This is a genomic window from Bacillus sp. 105MF, from assembly GCF_000374885.1.
GTDB classification, from domain to species: domain Bacteria; phylum Bacillota; class Bacilli; order Bacillales; family Bacillaceae_G; genus Bacillus_A; species Bacillus_A pseudomycoides.
The window spans coordinates 1-22,026 of the sequence record NZ_KB895591.1 but is presented as its reverse complement, the minus strand read 5'-3'; the positions used below and the strand labels follow the sequence as shown (position 1 = coordinate 22,026).

At 37.3% G+C, this 22,026-nt stretch carries 22 protein-coding genes, 2 tRNA genes and 1 rRNA gene; all 25 read left to right on the top strand.

Features of this window, described 5'->3' with window-relative positions:
* Window positions 1-1,464, top strand: a complete 1,464-nt coding sequence (mazG, locus tag C564_RS0125470; protein WP_018767324.1) for a nucleoside triphosphate pyrophosphohydrolase — start codon at window positions 1-3, stop codon at window positions 1,462-1,464.
* Window positions 1,465-1,476: 12 nt separating this feature from the next.
* On the top strand, window positions 1,477-1,752 hold the full coding sequence (locus C564_RS0125465) for an RNA-binding S4 domain-containing protein (RefSeq protein WP_003194249.1): 276 nt from the start codon (window positions 1,477-1,479) through the stop codon (window positions 1,750-1,752).
* A gap of 59 nt (window positions 1,753-1,811) precedes the next feature.
* Window positions 1,812-2,120: a sporulation protein YabP gene (yabP, locus tag C564_RS0125460; RefSeq protein WP_003194251.1), complete on the top strand. Its 309-nt coding sequence runs from the start codon at window positions 1,812-1,814 to the stop codon at window positions 2,118-2,120.
* Window positions 2,117-2,770 carry a spore cortex biosynthesis protein YabQ gene (gene yabQ / locus C564_RS0125455; protein ID WP_018767323.1) on the top strand — a complete coding sequence of 218 codons (654 nt, stop codon included), beginning with the start codon at window positions 2,117-2,119 and terminating at the stop codon, window positions 2,768-2,770. Before yabP ends, yabQ begins: the two co-directional genes overlap by 4 nt.
* On the top strand, window positions 2,767-3,126 hold the full coding sequence (divIC, locus tag C564_RS0125450; protein ID WP_018767322.1) for a cell division protein DivIC: 360 nt from the start codon (window positions 2,767-2,769) through the stop codon (window positions 3,124-3,126). The genes yabQ and divIC overlap by 4 nt, the downstream gene beginning before the upstream one ends.
* Window positions 3,127-3,213: 87 nt before the next feature.
* Window positions 3,214-3,714 (top strand): S1 domain-containing RNA-binding protein, encoded by a 501-nt coding sequence (locus C564_RS0125445; RefSeq protein WP_003194257.1) that lies wholly within the window; start codon window positions 3,214-3,216, stop codon window positions 3,712-3,714.
* Between the two features lie 169 nt (window positions 3,715-3,883).
* Window positions 3,884-3,957 (top strand) — tRNA-Met (locus C564_RS0125440).
* A gap of 13 nt (window positions 3,958-3,970) precedes the next feature.
* Window positions 3,971-4,042 (top strand) — tRNA-Glu (locus tag C564_RS0125435).
* A 262-nt stretch (window positions 4,043-4,304) separates the two neighbouring features.
* On the top strand, window positions 4,305-6,776 hold the full coding sequence (gene spoIIE, locus C564_RS0125430) for a stage II sporulation protein E (RefSeq protein WP_006093081.1): 2,472 nt from the start codon (window positions 4,305-4,307) through the stop codon (window positions 6,774-6,776).
* A 227-nt stretch (window positions 6,777-7,003) separates the two neighbouring features.
* Complete coding sequence (tilS, locus tag C564_RS0125425) at window positions 7,004-8,434, top strand: tRNA lysidine(34) synthetase TilS (RefSeq protein ID WP_018767321.1); 1,431 nt, start codon at window positions 7,004-7,006, stop codon at window positions 8,432-8,434.
* On the top strand, window positions 8,431-8,973 hold the full coding sequence (gene hpt / locus C564_RS0125420; protein WP_000981837.1) for a hypoxanthine phosphoribosyltransferase: 543 nt from the start codon (window positions 8,431-8,433) through the stop codon (window positions 8,971-8,973). Before tilS ends, hpt begins: the two co-directional genes overlap by 4 nt.
* A gap of 85 nt (window positions 8,974-9,058) precedes the next feature.
* Window positions 9,059-10,960, top strand: a complete 1,902-nt coding sequence (gene ftsH, locus C564_RS0125415) for an ATP-dependent zinc metalloprotease FtsH (protein ID WP_018767320.1) — start codon at window positions 9,059-9,061, stop codon at window positions 10,958-10,960.
* A gap of 225 nt (window positions 10,961-11,185) precedes the next feature.
* Window positions 11,186-11,974 (top strand): type III pantothenate kinase, encoded by a 789-nt coding sequence (locus tag C564_RS0125410; RefSeq protein ID WP_003194273.1) that lies wholly within the window; start codon window positions 11,186-11,188, stop codon window positions 11,972-11,974.
* Between the two features lie 6 nt (window positions 11,975-11,980).
* Window positions 11,981-12,856, top strand: a complete 876-nt coding sequence (gene hslO / locus C564_RS0125405) for a redox-regulated molecular chaperone HslO (protein ID WP_003194276.1) — start codon at window positions 11,981-11,983, stop codon at window positions 12,854-12,856.
* Between the two features lie 119 nt (window positions 12,857-12,975).
* Window positions 12,976-13,899 (top strand): cysteine synthase A, encoded by a 924-nt coding sequence (cysK, locus tag C564_RS0125400; protein ID WP_018767319.1) that lies wholly within the window; start codon window positions 12,976-12,978, stop codon window positions 13,897-13,899.
* A 211-nt stretch (window positions 13,900-14,110) separates the two neighbouring features.
* The gene (trpE, locus tag C564_RS0125395) at window positions 14,111-15,508 is read left to right on the top strand and encodes an anthranilate synthase component I (RefSeq protein WP_018767318.1); all 1,398 of its coding nucleotides are present in this window, start codon (window positions 14,111-14,113) and stop codon (window positions 15,506-15,508) included.
* Window positions 15,509-15,513: 5 nt separating this feature from the next.
* Window positions 15,514-16,101 (top strand): aminodeoxychorismate/anthranilate synthase component II, encoded by a 588-nt coding sequence (gene pabA / locus C564_RS0125390; protein WP_018767317.1) that lies wholly within the window; start codon window positions 15,514-15,516, stop codon window positions 16,099-16,101.
* Window positions 16,095-16,967 carry an aminodeoxychorismate lyase gene (pabC, locus tag C564_RS0125385; protein ID WP_018767316.1) on the top strand — a complete coding sequence of 291 codons (873 nt, stop codon included), beginning with the start codon at window positions 16,095-16,097 and terminating at the stop codon, window positions 16,965-16,967. Before pabA ends, pabC begins: the two co-directional genes overlap by 7 nt.
* Window positions 16,942-17,802, top strand: coding sequence for a dihydropteroate synthase (folP, locus tag C564_RS0125380; RefSeq protein WP_026008711.1), 861 nt, complete (start codon window positions 16,942-16,944; stop codon window positions 17,800-17,802). Before pabC ends, folP begins: the two co-directional genes overlap by 26 nt.
* On the top strand, window positions 17,803-18,165 hold the full coding sequence (folB, locus tag C564_RS0125375) for a dihydroneopterin aldolase (RefSeq protein ID WP_003194288.1): 363 nt from the start codon (window positions 17,803-17,805) through the stop codon (window positions 18,163-18,165).
* The gene (folK, locus tag C564_RS0125370) at window positions 18,162-18,677 is read left to right on the top strand and encodes a 2-amino-4-hydroxy-6-hydroxymethyldihydropteridine diphosphokinase (protein ID WP_018767315.1); all 516 of its coding nucleotides are present in this window, start codon (window positions 18,162-18,164) and stop codon (window positions 18,675-18,677) included. Before folB ends, folK begins: the two co-directional genes overlap by 4 nt.
* Window positions 18,629-18,832, top strand: a complete 204-nt coding sequence (locus tag C564_RS0125365; RefSeq protein ID WP_000387032.1) for a helix-turn-helix domain-containing protein — start codon at window positions 18,629-18,631, stop codon at window positions 18,830-18,832. Before folK ends, C564_RS0125365 begins: the two co-directional genes overlap by 49 nt.
* Window positions 18,833-18,855: 23 nt before the next feature.
* Window positions 18,856-19,854 carry a tRNA dihydrouridine synthase DusB gene (gene dusB, locus C564_RS0125360; RefSeq protein ID WP_018767313.1) on the top strand — a complete coding sequence of 333 codons (999 nt, stop codon included), beginning with the start codon at window positions 18,856-18,858 and terminating at the stop codon, window positions 19,852-19,854.
* A 163-nt stretch (window positions 19,855-20,017) separates the two neighbouring features.
* The gene (lysS, locus tag C564_RS0125355) at window positions 20,018-21,511 is read left to right on the top strand and encodes a lysine--tRNA ligase (protein ID WP_003194294.1); all 1,494 of its coding nucleotides are present in this window, start codon (window positions 20,018-20,020) and stop codon (window positions 21,509-21,511) included.
* A gap of 383 nt (window positions 21,512-21,894) precedes the next feature.
* Window positions 21,895-22,026, top strand: a 16S ribosomal RNA gene (locus C564_RS0125350); the annotation flags it as partial.

The following is a 22,026-nucleotide window of genomic DNA, read 5'->3' as shown; positions in this document are numbered from 1 at the left end:
GTGAGTAGAGTAATCACGATTTTAGGATTAGGTGCTGGTGAATTAGATCAGCTGACAATGGGTGTATACCGAAAAATAAAAGAAGCAGATCATATGTATGTGCGTACGAAAGAGCATCCTGTTATTGAAGAGTTAGAAAAGGAAGGTGTAAAGTACACGGCTTTTGATGATGTATATGAGTCGCACGATACATTTGAAATCGTGTATGAAACAATTGCGAATACGTTAATAGAACAAGCGCAAGGTGCGGATATTATATATGCTGTACCAGGTCATCCGCTTGTTGCGGAACGAACTGTTCAATTACTCTTGCAAAAAGGGGAAACGAAGCAGATTGAGGTGCGAATTGAAGGTGGACAAAGCTTTTTGGATCCGATGTTTGCTAGTTTAAAAATAGATCCAATTGAAGGATTCCAACTTATTGATGCAACTTCATTTGAAAGAAGTCAATTAGAATTACGCCAACACTTAATTTTTTGCCAAGTATATGATGCGTTTGTTGCATCTGAGGTTAAGTTGACATTAATGGAAATGTTGCCTGATGAGTATGAAGTATATATTGTAACAGCTGCAGGAACATCTTTTGAGCAAGTGAAAAAAGTGCCGCTCTATATGTTGGATCATGAAACAGAGTTGAACAATTTAACAAGCGTATATGTACCGCCTGTTACTGAGCGAGCTTCTTTATATCAACAATTTGATGTGCTCCGAGAAATTATTGCTGAGCTTCGTGGACCAAATGGCTGTCCATGGGATAAAAAGCAAACACATCAGTCTTTAAAGAAATATTTAATTGAAGAGGCATATGAAGTGTTAGAGGCAATTGATGAAGAAGATGATGACCACTTGATTGAAGAACTTGGTGATGTGTTGTTACAAGTTATGCTTCATGCTCAAATTGGAGAAGATGAGGGCTGGTTCTCAGTTGATGATATCATCCGAACGCTATCTGAAAAAATGGTACGTCGTCATCCACATGTGTTCGGAGATATAGATGTAGAGAGCGCGGAAGAAGTTGTTTTAAACTGGGAAGAAATTAAAAAACAAGAAAAAGGGCATGTAAGGGAGTCTGCTTTAACGGGAATTCCAAAAAGTTTACCACAATTAATGCGTGCGTATGAAATTCAGAAAAAAGCAGGAAAAGTTGGTTTTGATTGGGATGATGTACAGCCAATGATGGATAAAGCTTTTGAAGAATTGAAAGAGTTTGAGCAGGAAGTTGCAAAGATGGATAAAGAAAAAATGTTAGGTGAATTTGGGGATTTACTATTCGCCTTTGTTAATATTGCTCGCTACTATAAATTGGATCCAGAAGAGGCACTTCGTACCACAAATGAGAAATTCATGCGCCGATTTATATACATGGAAGCCAAAGTAGCTGAAATGAATAAGGAAATGCAGGAGTTAACGTTAGAGCAAATGGATGCTTTATGGGAAGAAGCGAAGCAGATAGAGAATCGATAGGGGGGAAATGAGATGCGCTTAGATAAATTTTTGAAAGTATCGCGTCTAATTAAAAGGAGAACATTAGCAAAGGAAGTAGCTGATCAAGGAAGAATTGCGATTAATGGGCAAGCTGCAAAGGCGAGCTCTGTTGTGAAAGTAGAAGATGAACTAACAATTCGTTTTGGACAAAAGGTAGTAACTGTAAAAGTAAATGAATTAAAAGAAACAACGAAAAAAGAAGATGCAGCTAATATGTATACGGTAGTTCGTGAAGAGAAAGTGAAAGCAGAAGAAGGCTTGTTCTAAATTATTTTCTCTCCTCATACATTATTTACTAGATAGTATAAAGCTATGGGGGGATTGACGTGAATAAGGGCTACTCAGTTGCGTCTTCTAATCAACAGAATGTTTCTGTAGAGCATGATATTATTATGCGTGGTAGACGTGTAATAGATATTACTGGCGTAAAGCAAGTAGAGAGTTTTGATAGTGAAGAGTTTTTATTAGAAACTGTAATGGGTTTTTTAACAATTCGCGGTCAAAACTTACAGATGAAAAATTTAGATGTAGAAAAAGGTATTGTATCCATTAAAGGGAAAATTCATGAGATGTTGTACATTGATGAAAATCAAGGGGAGAAAGCTAAAGGATTCTTTAGTAAGTTGTTTAAATGAGTTTAACGATTCAACTGTATACAATGCTTTCTATGATTGGAATGGGTGCTTGGATTGGAGCGGCGTTAGATACATACCAACGCTTTTTACAGCGACCGCGGCGTAAGCGTTGGATTGTATTTATATATGATATACTGTTTTGGATTGTCCAAGCACTGTTTGTCTTTTACGTATTGCTGCTTGTAAATGAAGCTGAATTACGTATATATGTTTTTGTAGCTTTGTTTTGTGGTTTTGCTGCATATCAAAGCTTATTGAAAGCAGTGTATATGCGAGTATTGAATTTTCTCATTTATATTTTTGTACAAACGATACAATTTTTTATCCAAATTGTACAGCTACTTATGATAAAACCTGTTATTATTATAGCGCAGCTTATTATTGCTTTTATTTTATTTTTATTTCGTATACTATTTTCAATTGGGCATGTGTTGTGGAAGTGTACCGTATGGATATTACTTTTTGTATGGAAAGTTTTTTTCTGGCCTGTTCGATTTCTTACTTTGCTCATATGGAAACTTCTCCCTAACCGTGTTAAACTTTTTATAAAGAGATATGTGGAATTACTGCAACATACAAGGAAATTGAAGAAATATATCTTTCAAATTTGGGAGCGTATAAAAAAGAAGTTAGGGGGACCTCGGAAATGAGGGAACTGAGGCAAAGATTGATTGAAGAGCAGAATCCAAATTCTGTAAGAGAACATATAATACAAACAAATGAAAACAGGAGGCGATTATATCGCCGTTTAGCAGTTTTTCTTGTCTTTGCTTTTACAATTATTGCGAGCATTAGTGTAACGTTTTATCAACAAAATAGTTCCATTAAAGCAAAAGAAGTAAAGGTTGAAGAGATGAAAAAAGAATTGGGTTCATTAACAAAGAAAGAAAAAAAATTACAAGATGATGTTCAAAAGTTGAATGATGAAGAGTATGTTTTAAAGATTGCTAGGAGGGATTATTTCTTCTCTGGAAAAGGGGAGATAATTTTTCCTGTTTCTAAGTAGGTCGTGTCTTATTGACACTATATTTTAGGATTATATATAATAAAGTAAAATTTGACTTTTTAACCACTAAGGAGGAGCATTTTTTTTATGTCAATCGAGGTAGGCAGCAAGTTACAAGGTAAAGTAACAGGTATTACAAATTTTGGGGCTTTTGTGGAGCTGCCAGAAGGCTTAACGGGTCTTGTTCATATTAGTGAAGTTGCTGATAATTATGTGAAGGATATTAATGATCACTTAAAAGTAGGCGACCAAGTAGAAGTAAAAGTTATTAATGTTGAAAAAGATGGAAAAATCGGTCTATCTATTAAAAAAGCGAAAGAACGTGTAAAACCAGAAGGAGATCGTCCACGCAGTGAATATCAACGTGGTGGTGATCAACGTGGTGGTGATCAACAACGTTCTGGGCGTCCACAACGCAATCGTTCTTTTAACAGAGATAACCGTGGTGGCCGTGATAATGGTGGCAATCAAAAGGAAACGTTTGAGCAAAAGATGGCACGCTTTTTAAAAGACAGTGAAGATCGTCTAACTTCTTTAAAGCGTAATACAGAATCTAAACGTGGTGGCCGTGGCGCTCGTCGCGGATAAAACGAACGTTTTATTCTTAACATATAGAGAGGTGCCCGGAGTAAGTCACTCGGGGTGCTTTTTTATGTAAATGAGTATATTAAAAAAAGAATAAAAAACTTTTTGAAACATGTTGACTTTAAAGTGAATCTGATATAAGATACTAATTGTCCGTTAAATAAGACGACATGGCGGTGTAGCTCAGCTGGCTAGAGCGTACGGTTCATACCCGTGAGGTCGGGGGTTCGATCCCCTCCGCCGCTATATTTATTTTAACGGCCCGTTGGTCAAGTGGTTAAGACACCGCCCTTTCACGGCGGTAACACGGGTTCGAATCCCGTACGGGTCATCTAGAAAAGATCATGCAGATAGCATGATCTTTTTTTTATTAAGAAATTATAAATAAGTGCAAAGCTTCTACAAAAACACCCTATATTTTTTGAATTTTCTGTTCTTTTAAGGTGCTTATTTTTAACAACTTGTATATATATAGGTTTATTTCGAATAAAAAGTCGAACGATTATGTAAGTGTGAACTGTTGTTTTGACAAAAATCCCAATAATCATCTTTTATAATGACAGTAATTAAACTATGCAGGTGGTGTTAAAAATATGCCAAAAGCAGGAAGGAATACTGTGAACACAAGTACACTGGCTATGAATGATGGACAACTCAGATCAATAACATGGACAAGCAAGTTGAAAGTGAAGTTGGAGCAAGTTTTCTTTAGATGGGGATTCGTTATTGCTGTAATCGGTTTTCTTTTAGGAAGAGCATATATATTAACGAACATTTTACCGTTTGCACTACCGTTTTTTGCTGCTGTTTATGTAATGAAGCGTGATAAGATGGCACTCGCATTTCTTGCTCTTATGGGTGGTGCGCTTTCCGTTTCACTAGATAATTTACTTTTTGCCTTTGCATCTATTTTTACTTTCTTCATTTACAATATCTTCTTTAGTCGATTTACACGTAAAATTGTTGGACTTGTACCATTTCAAGTATTTATCTCCGCATTAACCGCACATCTCGCTGTTGTTTACTTCGCGCAGCAAACCGTCACTATGTATGATTTACTTGTAAGTACTATTGAAGCAGGGCTTAGTTTTGTTTTAACAATGATTTTTCTACAAAGTGTACCGTTATTGACAGAAAGAAAGGGAAAGCAACAAGCGTTAGAAACGGAAGAAATTGTTTGTTTAATTATACTACTTGCATCTGTGTTAACGGGTACAACAGATTGGTTTATTTACGACGCTTCAGTTCAACATATTTTCACGAGATATTTAGTGTTATTATTTGCTTTTGTTGCAGGGGCAGCTACTGGTTCAACAGTAGGGGTTGTTACAGGATTGATATTGAGTTTAGCGAATGTAGGTAGCTTATCTCAACTTAGTCTATTGGCTTTTTCGGGGTTACTTGGTGGATTATTAAAAGAAGGGAAGCGTTTGGGCGTTAGTTTAGGGTTGCTAATTGGTACAAGTCTAATCACATTATACGTCGACAAACAAGTAAATATTATAACAACTTTAATAGAATCTGGAGTGGCGATAGGATTCTTTTTACTAACACCACAGGCAATTATCGATCGGCTTGCTAAATTTATGCCAGGAACACAAGAACATTCTCAGGATCAACAACAATATTTACGAAGAATGCGTGATGTGACAGCGAATAAAATTAATCAATTTGCAAATGTATTCTCTGCATTATCTAATAGCTTTTCGGTATATGGATATGTGGAGGAAGAGGATGAGGAAACAGAAGCTGATTTATTTTTAAGTACAATTACAGCAAAGACGTGTCAATCGTGTTTTAAAAAGGATCAATGCTGGGTAGTGAATTTTGATAAAACATATGACTATATGAAACAAATTATGAATGAAACAGAAGAAGGAACGCTTCAGCATAACCGTAAGTTGGTTCGTGAATGGGAAAAGCACTGCGTAAGAGGAAAAAAGGTAACAGATTTAATGGCAGGAGAATTAAGTCATTTCTATGAGGGGCAAAAGTTACGAAAACAAATGAAGGAGAATCGTAGAATTGTTGCAGAACAATTATTAGGTGTTTCAAAAGTAATGGAAGATTTTGCGAAAGAAATTCAGCGTGAACGGGAAAATCATCAGGTACAGGAAGAACAAATTTTACAAGCGTTTCGTGACTTTGGTGTCGAGGTGGAACATGTTGATATCTATTGTTTAGATAGAGGGAATATTGATATTGAAATGATGATTCCAGCAGCATCTAATCAACATGGGGAATGTGACAAATTAGTTGCGCCGATGCTTTCGGATGTTTTAAAAGAAAATATTATCGTTAAACATGAAGAACCTTCTGCTTATCCAAATGGTCATAGCATGATATCTTTTGGATCAGCGAAAACATTTTCTCTTGATACAGGGCTTGCTACAGCGGCAAAAGGAGGCGGATTTGTATCAGGAGATTCGTATGCGATGATGGATTTAAGTGTTGGGAAATATGCTCTTGCCATTAGTGACGGAATGGGCAATGGACAAAGGGCACATATGGAAAGTAAGGAAACGGTAAAATTGTTACAAAAAATATTGCAATCCGGTATTGATGAAGAAATTGCTATTAAGTCTATTAATTCAATTCTTTCATTGAGGACGACAGAAGAAATGTTTACAACGCTTGATTTAGCTATGGTAGATTTACGTGATGCAAGTGCTAAGTTTTTAAAAATTGGTTCAACCCCAAGTTTTGTAAAACGTGGAAATAACGTTTTACAAATAGAAGCAAGCAACTTGCCAATGGGAATCATTGAGGATGTTGAGGTGGATGTTGTTGGTGAACAATTAAAAACAGAGGACATTCTAATTATGATGAGTGATGGGATTTTTGAAGGGGCGCAGCATGTGGAAAACCATGAATTGTGGATGAAACGTAAAATTAAAGAACTACAAACCGATGATCCACAAGAAATTGCTGATATTATTATGGAAGAGGTCATTCGATCTAGTGATGGATATATCAATGATGATATGACGATTGTCGTTGCGAAGGTAAAGAAGAATATGCCAAAGTGGGCTACGATTCCAATTATGGGTAAACAAGCGCAATAGGGGAGCGGAAATCTCTTCAGTTTGGTTATGAGGTCTAGGTTGATACCTAGGCCTTTTTTTATAGGAGAAAGTAGCTGTATTATTTCTATGAAGATAGGGAAGGGATGTAAGATAAAAATGTGAATTTTGTACATCTTTTTTTTGCACAAAGTTTGTAAAAGTTGTACCATTATAGGTAAGGTAAAAAGTATGTTATTGTTTGGTTTTAACGAAAGGTGATTGCGGAGTTGAAAGATACATTTGTTGAAAAAGTAGATGAGTTTGCAAAGCAGCATGATGTATTAGAGGAACATTCGACAATTGTTGTAGGAGTTTCTGGAGGCCCTGATTCTTTAGCTCTTTTATATTATTTATTAGAGAAAAGGGAAGAGAAGAAATTGAAGATTGTAGTCGCGCATGTGGATCACATGTTTAGAGGAGATGAATCCTATGAAGACTTACAATTTGTAGAAAATCTTTGCCGGAAGATTGGGGTTATTTGCGAAACGATAAGAATTAATGTATCGCAATATCAACAGCAATATGGAATGAATGCACAGGTGGCTGCTAGGGAATGCCGATATGCATTTTTGGAAAGAATAATGAAGAAATATGATGCGCGATATGTAGCTCTTGGGCATCATGGAGATGATCAGATGGAGACGATTTTAATGCGTCTCGTCCGCGGGAGCACTCCGAAGGGTTATGCTGGAATTGCTGTGAAACGCCCTTTCCATAGTGGATATGTAATTAGGCCTTTGTTAGCGGTAACAAAGGAAGAGATTAATGCTTATTGTAAAAGGTTAGGGGTTACACCACGTATGGATCCGAGTAACGAAAAGGAAGTATATACGAGGAATCGATTACGTAAGTATGTTCTACCTTATTTAAAAGAGGAAAATCCGCATGTGCATGAGCGATTTCAAAATTTTAGTATGCTTATGCAAGAGGATGAGGCGTATTTGCAGGAATTAGCTTTTGAAAAGATGAATAAAGTAATTACAAAAAAAAGTGATAAACACATCGTCTTATCAATTCCTGCCTTTGAATCCATGTCTATGCCTTTACAAAGGAGAGGGATTCAACTAATATTAAACTATCTTTATGAATACAAGATTCCGTCTTCGCTTTCTTCTATACATATTGACAAAGTTATTGCATTTTTTAAGCGGACACACCCTTCAGGCTCACTTGATTTTCCTGGTGGCCTAAAAATTGTTCGTACATATGAAGAATGTAGTTTCCGATTTAAGCAAGAAATTGTTTTCCCTTTTTCACAAGTTTTATCAGTACCGGGTGCTGTTACTTTAGCAAACGGTGATGAACTTGTAGCAGAAGTAAATGAGGAATTACCAAGTAACATGAATGAAACAGTATTTGTTGCTAAGTATAATGATATATCATATCCTCTTCTTATCCGCTCTAGAGAAAATGGAGATCGCATGTCAATAAAAGGTATGAGTGGTACGAAAAAGATAAAAGCTATTTTTATTGAGGAAAAAGTACCAAAAGAAAAGAGAGAAGAGTGGCCGATTGTTTGTGATGCAAGCGGGAACATTATTTGGGTTCCGTTGTTGAAACAATCTGCAGTTGCTATTTCACATGGAACAGCAGATAAGGATAAATATATGATTATTCACTACAAAAGCAAGGAGTCTTCCAGGAGGATAATGAAATGATGAATCAAGATATCGAAAAAGTATTAATTTCCGAAGAACAAATACAAGAAAAGGTGCATGAGCTAGGTGCAATTATTGCAGAGGATTACAAAAATACAGTACCTCTTGCAATCGGTGTATTAAAGGGTGCAATGCCATTTATGGCAGATTTATTGAAAAGAACAGATACATATCTTGAAATGGATTTTATGGCTGTTTCTAGCTACGGTCATTCTACAGTTTCAACAGGTGAAGTGAAAATTTTAAAAGACCTTGATACTTCTGTAGAAGGTCGCGATATTTTAATCGTTGAAGATATTATTGATAGCGGCCTTACATTAAGTTACTTAGTGGACCTATTCAAATATCGTAAGGCGAAATCTGTAAAGATTGTTACGCTACTAGATAAGCCAACTGGTCGCAAAGTCGATCTGAAAGCGGATTATGTTGGATTTACTGTTCCTCATGAATTTGTTGTAGGATATGGCTTAGATTATAAGGAGCAATATCGTAATCTTCCTTATGTTGGAGTATTGAAACCAAGCGTTTACTCAAATTAATTAAATACAGGCGTTAAAATTGGATAGGAAAGTTTTTCTATGTTACGATTTACTATAGTGTTTATGCCGTGAGAGGAGGTTAGGAATGAATCGTATCTTCCGTAATACCATCTTTTATTTACTGATATTCTTAGTAGTGATTGGAATCGTGAGCTATTTTAATGGTTCAACACAAAAAACAACATCAGTTAGCTACGATAAATTCATTACTAAACTTGAAAAAGGTGAAGTGCGTAATGTGCAGCTTCAACCAAAAAATGGTGTGTTTGAGGTAAAAGGACAATTTAGCAATGCTAGTCAGGAAGAACAATTTGTTACTTATGCACCAAATACTGAAGAATTACAAAAGAAAATTAATGACAAAGCGCAAGGTGCTGAAGTGAAGTATCAACCAGCAGAGGAAACGAGTGCTTGGGTGACATTCTTTACTTCTATCATTCCGTTTGTGATTATCTTCATCTTATTCTTCTTCTTACTAAACCAAGCTCAGGGCGGCGGTAGCCGTGTTATGAATTTCGGGAAAAGTAAGGCGAAGTTATACAATGATGAAAAGAAAAAAGTGCGCTTCAGAGATGTAGCTGGAGCAGACGAAGAGAAACAAGAACTTGTTGAGGTAGTAGAATTCTTAAAAGATCCTCGCAAGTTTGCTGAAGTTGGTGCCCGTATTCCTAAGGGTGTTCTGCTAGTTGGACCTCCAGGTACAGGTAAAACATTGCTTGCACGTGCTGTTGCAGGTGAAGCTGGCGTTCCTTTCTTCTCTATTAGTGGTTCTGATTTCGTAGAGATGTTCGTTGGTGTCGGTGCTTCCCGTGTACGTGATTTGTTTGAAAATGCGAAGAAAAATGCTCCTTGTATCATCTTTATCGATGAGATTGATGCAGTAGGTCGTCAACGTGGGGCAGGTCTTGGTGGTGGTCACGATGAACGTGAACAAACGCTAAACCAACTTCTTGTTGAAATGGATGGATTCGGTGCAAACGAAGGTATTATTATCATCGCTGCAACAAACCGTCCTGATATTCTTGACCCAGCGTTATTACGTCCAGGGCGTTTTGACCGTCAAATCACAGTGGATCGTCCAGATGTAAATGGACGTGAAGCGGTACTAAAAGTACATGCTCGTAACAAACCACTTGATGATGATATTAACTTAAGAGCAATTGCGACTCGCACACCAGGATTCTCTGGTGCAGATCTTGAGAACTTATTAAACGAAGCTGCATTAGTAGCTGCGCGTCAAGATAAAAAGAAAATTGACATGTCTGATATCGATGAAGCGACGGATCGTGTTATTGCAGGTCCTGCGAAGAAAAGTCGTGTTATTTCTGAAAAAGAACGTAATATTGTCGCATTCCATGAAGCGGGCCATACTGTAATTGGTGTCGTGCTTGATGAGGCGGATATCGTTCATAAAGTAACAATTGTTCCTCGCGGTCAAGCTGGTGGGTATGCGGTAATGCTTCCAAAAGAAGATCGTTACTTCATGACAAAACCAGAATTACTTGATAAAATCACTGGTTTACTTGGTGGCCGAGTGGCTGAGGAAATTGTATTTGGTGAAGTGAGTACAGGAGCTCATAACGACTTCCAACGTGCGACTGGCATTGCAAGACGTATGGTAACGGAATTTGGTATGAGTGATAAGCTTGGACCGATGCAGTTTGGAAGCTCACAAGGTGGTCAGGTGTTCTTAGGAAGAGATTTCCATTCAGAACAAAACTACAGTGATGCAATTGCACATGACATCGATGTAGAAATGCAAACGATTATGAAAGAATGTTATGCTCGTGCAAAACAAATTCTTACTGAAAAACGTGATAAGCTTGATATTATCGCAAAAACGTTACTTGAAGTGGAGACGTTAGATGCAGAGCAAATTAATCATTTATATGATTATGGAGTTTTACCTGAGCGTAAAAAGTCCTCTGAAGATGTGAAAGTGAATATCACAATGAAAAAAGATGACGAGAACGCAGAAGATAAATAAGAAATGAAGGAGTGACAATAGTCACTCCTTTTTTTATGCTGAGAAAATTGTGTACTTGTATATAAATTTGAAGCTTCTTTGCTTTAAAAATTGAAATAGTGAACGATCTTTTTGTAAAATGGTGAAGATGGAAAAACTGATTATATAGGTATGTATGATATGATGGCATTATCAGTTTTGTACATACTGCACAAATATAGATTAAATAAGATAAGTGGTGAGAATATGATTTTTGTATTGGATGTAGGGAATACAAATGCGGTGCTTGGTGTATTTGAAGATGGGAAACTTCGTCAGCATTGGCGCATGGAGACTGATCGTCATAAAACAGAAGATGAATATGGTATGTTAGTGAAACAGTTACTTGAACATGAAGGCCTTTCTTTTCAAGATGTGAAAGGAATTATTGTTTCTTCGGTTGTACCACCAATTATGTTTGCCTTAGAGCGTATGTGTGAGAAATATTTCAAAATTAAACCACTTGTAGTGGGACCAGGAATAAAAACAGGTTTAAATATTAAATATGAGAATCCGCGTGAGGTTGGAGCGGATCGTATTGTAAATGCTGTAGCTGGTATCCAATTATACGGAAGCCCGCTTATTATTGTCGATTTTGGAACAGCTACTACATATTGTTATATTAACGAAAATAAGCATTATATGGGCGGGGTAATTACACCAGGTATTATGATTTCGGCAGAAGCTTTATACAGTAGAGCGGCTAAACTTCCTCGTATTGAAATTACAAAACCAAGTAGTATTGTTGGGAAAAATACAGTAAGTGCAATGCAAGCTGGCATTCTTTATGGGTATGTTGGACAAGTGGAAGGTATTGTGAAGCGTATGAAAGAAGAAGCTAAACAAGAACCGAAAGTTATTGCAACTGGAGGATTAGCAAAATTAATTGCAGAAGAATCTAATGTAATTGATGTTGTAGATCCGTTTTTAACATTAAAAGGCTTGCATATGCTATATGAACGTAATGCAAATTTACAACATGAGAAGGGTGAATAAATAAGTATGAAAGATTATTTAGTAAAAGCGTTAGCGTTTGATGGAGAAGTTCGTGCGTATAGTGTACGTACAACAAATATGGTAAGTGAGGCGCAAAGACGTCATGATACATGGAGAACCGCTTCAGCGGCACTTGGGCGTTCGTTAACAGCTGGTGCAATGATGGGGGCTATGTTAAAAGGTGATCAGAAGCTGACGATTAAGGTGGAAGGAAATGGCCCACTTGGCCCAATCTTAGTGGATGCTCATGCGAATGGAGATGTACGTGGATATGTAACGAATCCCCACGTTGATTTTGAAGCAACAGAGCAAGGGAAATTGCGTGTATATCAAGCAGTAGGTACAGAAGGGTTTCTAACAGTAATTAAAGATATCGGTATGCGTGAACCGTTTATCGGGCAATCTCCAATTGTTTCGGGAGAATTAGGGGAAGATTTCACGTATTATTTTGCTGTTTCTGAGCAAACACCTTCTTCTGTTGGTATTGGTGTTCTTGTAAATGGGGATGATAGCATACTTGCTGCAGGTGGATTTATCCTGCAAATTATGCCAGGAGCACAGGAAGAGACAATCTCCTTTATTGAAGAGCGTCTGCAAAAAATCCCACCTGTTTCAAAATTAATTGAACAAGGACTTTCGCCAGAGGAATTATTATACGAAGTACTAGGAAAAGAAAAAGTGAAGGTATTAGAAACAATGGACGTTCAATTTAATTGTACATGTTCTCGTGAGCGTATTGAGAGTGTATTAATTAGTCTCGGTAAAAAAGAATTAGAACAAGTTCGTGAGGAAGAAGATGAAACGGAAGTGCATTGTCATTTCTGTAATGAGCGATATAATTTCTCTAAAGAAGATATTACAAACTTGATTGAAAGCTTGTAAACAGAAAGGTTTTCTAGCAATTGTAAATCATCTAAATAAATTGACAAGTAAGAAAAATTCTGTCAAAATTGAAATGTATATAAAACCAATAAAAATACTCGGTGTTAGGAGTGACAGGAATGCGAGTGGCACAATCAGTTTCAGAATTAATCGGGAAAACGCCGATCGTTAAGTTGAACCGCATCGTAGAGCAAGACAGTGCAGACATTTACTTAAAATTAGAATTCATGAACCCTGGAAGTAGCGTAAAAGATCGTATTGCATTATCTATGATCGAAGCTGCTGAAAAAAAGGGATTATTACAAGAAGGCGATACAATTATTGAACCAACGAGTGGTAACACAGGAATTGGTTTAGCGATGGTAGCGGCTGCAAAGGGCTATAAGGCAATTTTAGTAATGCCGGAGACAATGAGTATTGAACGTCGTAACTTATTACGTGCTTATGGAGCTGAATTAGTATTAACTCCGGGTCCAGAAGGAATGGGCGGCGCAATTCGTAAGGCAACTGAATTAGCGAAAGAGCATGGTTACTTTATACCACAACAATTCCAAAACCCGGCGAATCCAGAAATTCACCGTTTGACGACAGGGCCAGAAATTGTTGAACAAATGGGTAATGAATTAGATGCATTTATCGCTGGTATCGGTACTGGTGGAACAATTACAGGTGCTGGTGAAGTGTTAAAAGAAATATATAAAGATATTAGAATTTACGCAGTAGAACCTGCAGATTCTCCAGTGTTATCTGGTGGGAAACCAGGTCCGCATAAGATTCAAGGTATTGGGGCTGGATTCGTTCCTGAAACATTGGATGTAGAAGTATATGATGAAATTATTCAAGTGAAGACAGAACAGGCATTTGAATATGCGAGAAGAGTGGCTCGTGAAGAAGGTATTTTAGTTGGTATTTCTTCAGGTGCTGTCATTTATGCCGCGACAGAAGTTGCGAAAAAACTTGGTAAAGGGAAAAAGGTTCTTGTAATTATTCCAAGTAATGGTGAACGTTATTTAAGTACACCGCTTTATCAATTTGAATCATAATTAGTATGGCCAGAAAAAGCATTCCTGAAAAGGAATGCTTTTTCTTTTTTCGTTTGAAAATAGTGAATGACTAGAAAACTTCATGTAAAATAAGTAGTAGTAAAGTTAAAATATTTTCACTAGCTCTCAGGGACGATTATTTCATATTAACCATCTGTAATTTGGGGTGATTAGTCTAAGGGAGTGGGATAAAAGAAGACGGGGTGTTGGTATGCAGCGAAGAAAATCTTTAGCGCTTTCTGTTCCATATCATTTAGATTTTTTTAAGCAATATAAGTTTCTTTCTCAGAATAAGAGTCAACATATTTTGTTAGAAAGTGGACGTGGGGGTCGTTATAGTATTGCGGGGCTCGATCCGGTAGCGGTGATTCAGGGGAAAGATGAAACGTTACATATAAGTGAAAGCGGTAAGGAAACAATAGAGAAAGGCAATCCGTTAGATTTAATGCAAAGGTATATGGAACGATGGAGAACGAATCATAATCCAGACTATCCGCCATTTCAAGGTGGTGCAATCGGATATTTTAGTTATGACTGTATCCGTTATATTGAAAAACTTCCTTCCCTTGCGGAGGATGATGTGGATATACCTGACATATTCTTTTTATTATTTGATGACGTGTTTGTGTATGATCAACAAGAAAAAGTGTTGTGGATTATTACGCATTATATAGATGAACGTGAGGAAGCGGAAAGTCGTTTAAATGAATGGAAGAGCCTTTGGATGAAGGAAGTTCCTGAAGTTAAAGTGCCATTAGAATTTCCTGAAAATAGAAATGAAGCGGTAGCTTTTACAGAAGAAGGATTTATGAAAGCTGTTCAGCGTATTCAAGAATATATTGGGGCTGGAGATGTGTTTCAAGTGAATTTGTCTACAAGACAAGAGAAAACATTACAAACACACCCACTGGAGATTTATACGAGTCTTCGTGAAATTAATCCATCACCATATATGGGATATTTAGAGTTTGGAGATTTTCAAATTGTTAGCGGTTCACCTGAATTGTTAATTAAAAAGCAAGGGAATGAAGTGAGTACCCGTCCGATTGCTGGTACACGTTCTCGTGGAAAAAATGAACAAGAAGATGAGAGTTTGGCGGAAGAATTAATTGGAAATGAAAAAGAACGTGCAGAGCACGTCATGCTTGTGGATTTAGAGCGTAATGACTTAGGGCGAGTTTGTAAGTATGGAACTGTAGAAGTAGATGAATTTATGGTTATCGAAAAATATTCGCATGTTATGCATATCGTTTCAAACATTCGTGGTGAGGTCGGACGAGATAAGGATGCTTTCGATTTAGTGCGAGCTGTATTTCCAGGTGGAACGATTACGGGTGCACCCAAAATACGTACGATGGAAATTATAGAAGAATTAGAACCTGTTCGCCGTGGGATTTATACAGGTTCAATTGGATGGATTGGTTACTCAGGAGATATGGAATTAAATATTGTGATTCGGACGCTTCTTGCAAAAGATGGTCAAGCGTATGTGCAGGCTGGAGCGGGAATTGTAATTGACTCAAATCCGAAAAATGAATATAAAGAGTCGTTAAAAAAGGCAATCGCCCTGTGGCGTGCGAAAGAAAGTAGCGAAGAAACGGTTAGGTGAGAGAAATGATATTGATGATTGATAATTATGATTCTTTTACATTTAATTTAGTGCAATTTCTTGGAGAACTTGGACAAGAGCTTATCGTCAAGCGCAATGATGAAATTACAATTTCAGATATTGAACAAATGAAACCTGACTTTCTTATGATTTCACCAGGTCCTTGTAGTCCGAATGAAGCTGGTATAAGTATGGATGTCATTAAATATTTTGCAGGAAAGATTCCTATTTTTGGTGTGTGTCTAGGTCATCAATCGATTGCACAGGTTTTCGGAGGCAATGTTGTTCGTGCGGATCGTTTAATGCATGGAAAAACTTCTCTTATGTATCATGATGGAAAAATGATTTTTGCAGACATTCCAAATCCATTTACAGCAACGCGTTATCATTCTCTTATTGTAAAAAAAGAAACATTGCCAGAATGTTTAGAAGTGACATCTTGGACAGAAGAGGGAGAGATTATGGCGCTTCGTCATAAAACATTGCCAATTGAAGGAGTGCAGTTTCATCCAGAATCCATTATGACTTCACATGGGAAAGAATTGCTGCAGAACTTTATTCGGAATTATAGTCCAAGTATATCATCATGTTAATTTATGTGAATGGCACGTATGTGGAAGCGGATGAAGCGAAAATCTCTCCATATGATCATGGGTATTTATATGGGTTAGGTGTTTTTGAGACGTTTCGTATTTATAATGGTCATCCGTTTTTATTAGATGACCACTATGAACGTTTAATGGATGCTCTTTCTACGTTGCAAATCAAATGGACGATGACGAAAGATGATGTGCTGTGCATTTTACAGGAGTTACTTGTAAGGAATAGGATAGACCATGCGTATGTGCGCTTTAATGTATCGGCTGGTATAGATGAAATAGGTTTACAAACAGAGGTTTATGAAGAGCCCTCTGTTATTGTGTTTATAAAGCCTTTGGCGGTCCCTGGTGTAGTGATGGAAAAGGAAGGCGTTATTTTGAAGCAAATACGAAATACGCCGGAAGGAGCATTTCGTTTAAAGTCCCATCATTATTTAAATAACATTTTAGGAAAACGTGAAATTGGAAATGTTGTGAACAAAGAAGGGATTTTTTTTACTGAAGCAGGCCACGTAGCGGAGGGGATTGTTTCGAATCTCTTTTTTGTAAAGGAGGGTATCTTATATACACCTTCACTTGAAACTGGGATTTTAAATGGAATCACTCGTGCGTTTATTATAAGGATTGCTGAAATATTAGATGTACATGTGGAAGAAGGTTTCTTTACACAAAAGGAGTTACTTTCCGCTGATGAGGTGTTTGTAACGAATTCTATTCAAGAAATTGTCCCGCTTAATCAGATTGGAGAATTTAATTTCTCTGGTAAAGAAGGAAAGGTTACAAAGTCTCTAATGTATGTATATGAAATGCATAGAGAAAATCTTTGGAGCCGAAATGAACTGCGAAGAGGAGATGTGTAGTGTGAAGTGGAATTATGATTTGCGCTGCGGCGAATATACATTGGATTTAAATACAAAGACATTAATCATGGGGATTTTAAATGTTACACCAGATTCATTCTCAGATGGTGGAAACTACGATGAGATGAACGCAGCTGTAAGTCATGCGAGAGAAATGGTGAGTAATGGAGCTGATATTATTGATATCGGTGGAGAATCAACTCGTCCTGGTTTCGCGAAAGTTTCGGTGGAAGAAGAATTAGGGCGCGTAATCCCGATGATTCAAGCGGTTTCGAAAGAAGTGAAAGTGCCTATTTCTATTGATACGTATAAAGCTGAAGTAGCCAAGCAAGCAATTGAAGCGGGTGCTCATATTATTAATGATATCTGGGGAGCGAAGGCAGAACCGAAAATTGCAGAAGTTGCGGCACATTATAATGTGCCGATAATTTTAATGCATAATCGTGATAACACAAATTACCGTAATCTTATTGCGGATATGATTGCGGATCTATATGAGAGTGTTAAAATTGCAAAAGGTGCAGGTGTACCTGATGAGAATATCGTTTTAGATCCGGGTATCGGTTTCGCGAAGACGCCAGAACAAAATTTAGAAGCCATGCGCAATCTAGAAAAATTACATGTGTTAGGGTATCCAGTCCTTCTTGCAACTTCGAGAAAATCGTTTATCGGTCATGTTTTAGATTTGCCGGTAGAGGAACGTGTAGAGGGCACGGGAGCATCGATTTGTCTTGGTATTGATAAAGGCTGTGAAATGATTCGTGTTCATGATGTGAAGGAAATGGCACGTATGGCAAAGATGATGGATGCAATGATTGGCAAGGGGGTAAAATGATTGGATAAAATTTATATTCATGATATGGAGTTTTATGGCTATCATGGCGTATTTCCAGAAGAGAATAAATTGGGGCAAAGGTTTAAAGTGGATTTAACAGTGGAACTGGATTTAAAACAAGCGGGCGAAAGTGATAACTTAGAGCATTCGGTAAACTACGGGGAGCTCTTTGAACTTTGTAGACAAGTGGTAGAGGATCGAACATATAAGCTTGTAGAAAGTATTGCGGAAAATATAGCGGCGAATATATTGAATCAGTACGTAAGTATTTTGCGATGTACAGTAAAGGTTGTTAAACCGGATCCACCAATACCAGGGCACTATCGTGCTGTGGCGGTAGAAATTACGAGAGGCCGACCATGAAAAATGTAGTATACGTTGCGTTAGGATCAAATATTGGTGATCGTTATGTTTATTTATTGCAAGCGATTGAGCTGTTAAATAAAAATCCTCATATTCAAGTGGAGGATGTCTCTTCTGTATATGAAACAGATCCAGTGGGATATACAGATCAAAATCGTTTTTTAAATTTAGTTATAAAAATTTCTACCAATTTACTGCCGCAAGAATTGTTGAAAGTAACGCAAAAGGTTGAGATAGATTTAGGAAGAAAAAGGGAAATTAGATGGGGTCCGCGAACCATTGACATTGACATTTTGCTCTATAATCAAGAAAATATTGAAGCAGAGAATCTTATTGTGCCGCATCCGCGGATGTTCGAAAGAGCTTTTGTTATCGTTCCGTTGTTAGAGATCAATCAAGATATAAAACAAAACATTTCACGTTCGCAAGTAGATGAAATGAAAAGGCGAGAGGGAGTAACGGTATGGAAGCAGAAAAATGGGGAAGACGCATTCGTGCTTTTCGGAAGTTGAAAGGTTATACGCAAGAAGGTTTTGCAAAGGAATTAGGGGTATCTGTATCTGTTTTAGGAGAAGTAGAGAGAGGGAATAGAACCCCTTCTCAAGATTTCGTAGTAGAAGTTGCTAAGACATTAAATATTTCAATAGATGAATTAATGCCAAAGTGAGGGTAAAGAAAGGAGACAGTAGAGTGTTAAAGATTGCAAACATTGAGATGAAGAATCCAGTTGTACTAGCACCGATGGCGGGAGTGTGTAACTCTGCATTCCGTTTAACAGTAAAAGAATTTGGTGCAGGTTTAGTATGTGCTGAAATGGTAAGTGATAAGGCGATTTTATTTAATAACCAAAAAACATTAGATATGTTATATATCGATGAGAGAGAGAAGCCGCTAAGTTTACAAATTTTTGGCGGTGAGAAAGAAACGCTTGTTGGTGCTGCGAAATATGTAGATAAAAACACAACGGCGGATATTATCGATATCAATATGGGTTGCCCAGTTCCGAAAATTACGAAGTGTGATGCTGGTGCAAAGTGGTTATTAGATCCAGATAAAGTATATGAAATGGTAGTGGCCGTTGTAGATGCTGTTGAAAAACCAGTTACAGTTAAAATGCGTATTGGCTGGGATGAAGACCACATTTTCGCAATTGAAAATGCTAGAGCTGTGGAACGTGCAGGCGGTCAAGCGGTAGCGGTTCATGGACGTACACGTGTTCAAATGTATGAAGGGAAAGCGGATTGGGATATTATTAAACAGGTAAAACAATCTGTGAATATTCCTGTTATTGGAAATGGTGACATAGAAACTCCTCAAGATGCGAAACGTATGCTTGATGAAGTAGGGGTAGATGGCGTTATGATTGGACGTGCAGCTCTTGGGGATCCATGGATGATTTATCGTACGGTAAAATATTTAGAAACAGGGGAATTAATGCCGGAACCAACAGTGCGTGAGAAAATGGATGTATGTATGTTGCACTTAGATCGTCTTATTGACTTAAAGAATGAAGATATTGCAGTAAGAGAGATGAGAAAGCATGCAGCTTGGTATTTAAAAGGTGTTCGTGGTAATGCGAGAGTACGTAATGCAATTAATACTTGTGATACTCGTGAAGATCTTGCCTCTTTATTAGGTGCATTTGTAGAAGAAGTAGAAGCAAAACAACAAACAATTCACGTTGGTTAAAAGGAGGAAAGAGAGAACGTTTGACATTCCTTCTCTCACTACCTATAATTACGTGAAAGAAAGAAGAACTGCCAGTATGCTACTGGCAGTTTTTCTAGTTGAGTAGAAAATGATATACTGTATATATTGTAAAATTTAATAGAGCTGGAGTGATATCAATACCATGGATAACATGAACCACGAAGAATTAAATGACCAATTGCTTGTTCGTCGTGAGAAGTTACATAACTTACGTGAACAAGGGATCGATCCGTTTGGTAAACGTTTTGAACGTACGAATTCAACAGAAGAATTATTAAACTTGTATGGAGAGTTCTCTAAAGAAGAATTAGAAGAGAAAGGAATCTCTGTTTCTATTGCTGGCCGTATTATGACGAAGCGCGGTAAAGGGAAAGCAGGCTTTGCACATATCCAAGATTTACACGGACAAGTTCAAATCTATGTTCGTAAAGATGCTGTTGGAGATGAGCAATATGAATTATTTAATACAGCTGACTTAGGTGATTTAGTAGGAATTGAAGGGAAAGTTTTCAAAACGAACGTAGGTGAGCTTTCAGTGAAAGCAACAGGATTTACGTTATTAACGAAAGCTCTTCGTCCACTTCCAGATAAATACCATGGATTGAAAGATGTTGAACAACGTTACCGTCAACGTTACCTAGATTTAATTACGAGCATGGAGAGTCGTGAAACATTTGTTACTCGTAGTAAAATCATTCGTGAAATGAGAAGATACTTAGATGATAATGGCTACCTTGAAGTGGAAACACCAATGATGCACGCGATTGCGGGTGGTGCTTCTGCTCGTCCATTCATTACGCATCATAATGCGTTAGATATGGAATTATATATGCGTATTGCAATTGAGTTACACTTAAAACGCCTTATTGTAGGTGGCTTAGAGAAGGTATACGAAATCGGCCGTGTATTCCGTAATGAAGGTGTGTCAACGCGTCATAATCCTGAATTTACAATGATCGAATTATATGAAGCATATGCTGACTATAAAGATATTATGAAACTAACAGAAAACATGATTGCTCATATCGCAAAACAAGTACTAGGTACAACAACAATCCAGTATGGTGAGCAAGAAATTAATTTAGAGCCAGAATGGACACGTCTCCACATGGTAGATGCAATTAAACAATATTCTGGAGCAGATTTCTGGAGCCCGATGAGCGTGGAAGAAGCACGTGCATTGGCGAAAGAACATGGTGTGGAAATTAAAGATACAATGGAAGTTGGTCATATTATCAATGAATTCTTCGAACAAAAAGTAGAAGAAAAGTTAATTCAACCTACATTTATCTATGGACACCCAGTGGAAATTTCTCCGCTTGCGAAAAAGAATGATGAAGATCCACGCTTTACAGATCGTTTCGAGTTATTCATTGTTGCTCGTGAGCATGCGAATGCATTTACGGAATTAAATGATCCAATCGATCAAAAAGAACGTTTTGAAGCGCAATTAAAAGAGCGTGAGCAAGGTAATGATGAAGCGCATATGATGGACGATGATTATATTGAAGCACTTGAGTACGGTATGCCTCCTACAGGTGGACTTGGAATTGGTATTGATCGTCTTGTTATGCTATTAACAAATGCGCCATCTATTCGCGACGTGCTGTTATTCCCAGCGATGCGTCATAAGTAAGACTAATCTAAGCTTTGGAGATTTCTCCAAAGCTTTTCTTTTTGTCATATAATGAAGTTAAAATGATTCATTTACTATATAGAAGAAAGGTGTCTTTATGTAGGGGGATTGATACTGTTTTTATACTTTTTGATTAGGTTAAAAATTTTATTGAAAAAACTATTGCATTTTAATAAATGAACTGGTATATTTGTATCTGTTGTCACGAAAGACAACAAAGAAAACGAACGAAAACAACTTTTAAGATAAAAAAGTTGTTGACGAAAATATAACAAAATGTTATATTGATAAAGTCGCTTCGGCGGAAATGAGTTCTTTGAAAACTGAACGAAACAAACAACGTGAAACGTCAATTTTTATTTTAGATGCTAGACAAACTAACTTTATTGGAGAGTTTGATCCTGGCTCAGGATGAACGCTGGCGGCGTGCCTAATACATGCAAGTCGAGCGAATGGATTAAGAGCTTGCTCTTATGAAGTTAGCGGCGGACGGGTGAGTAACACGTGGGTAACCT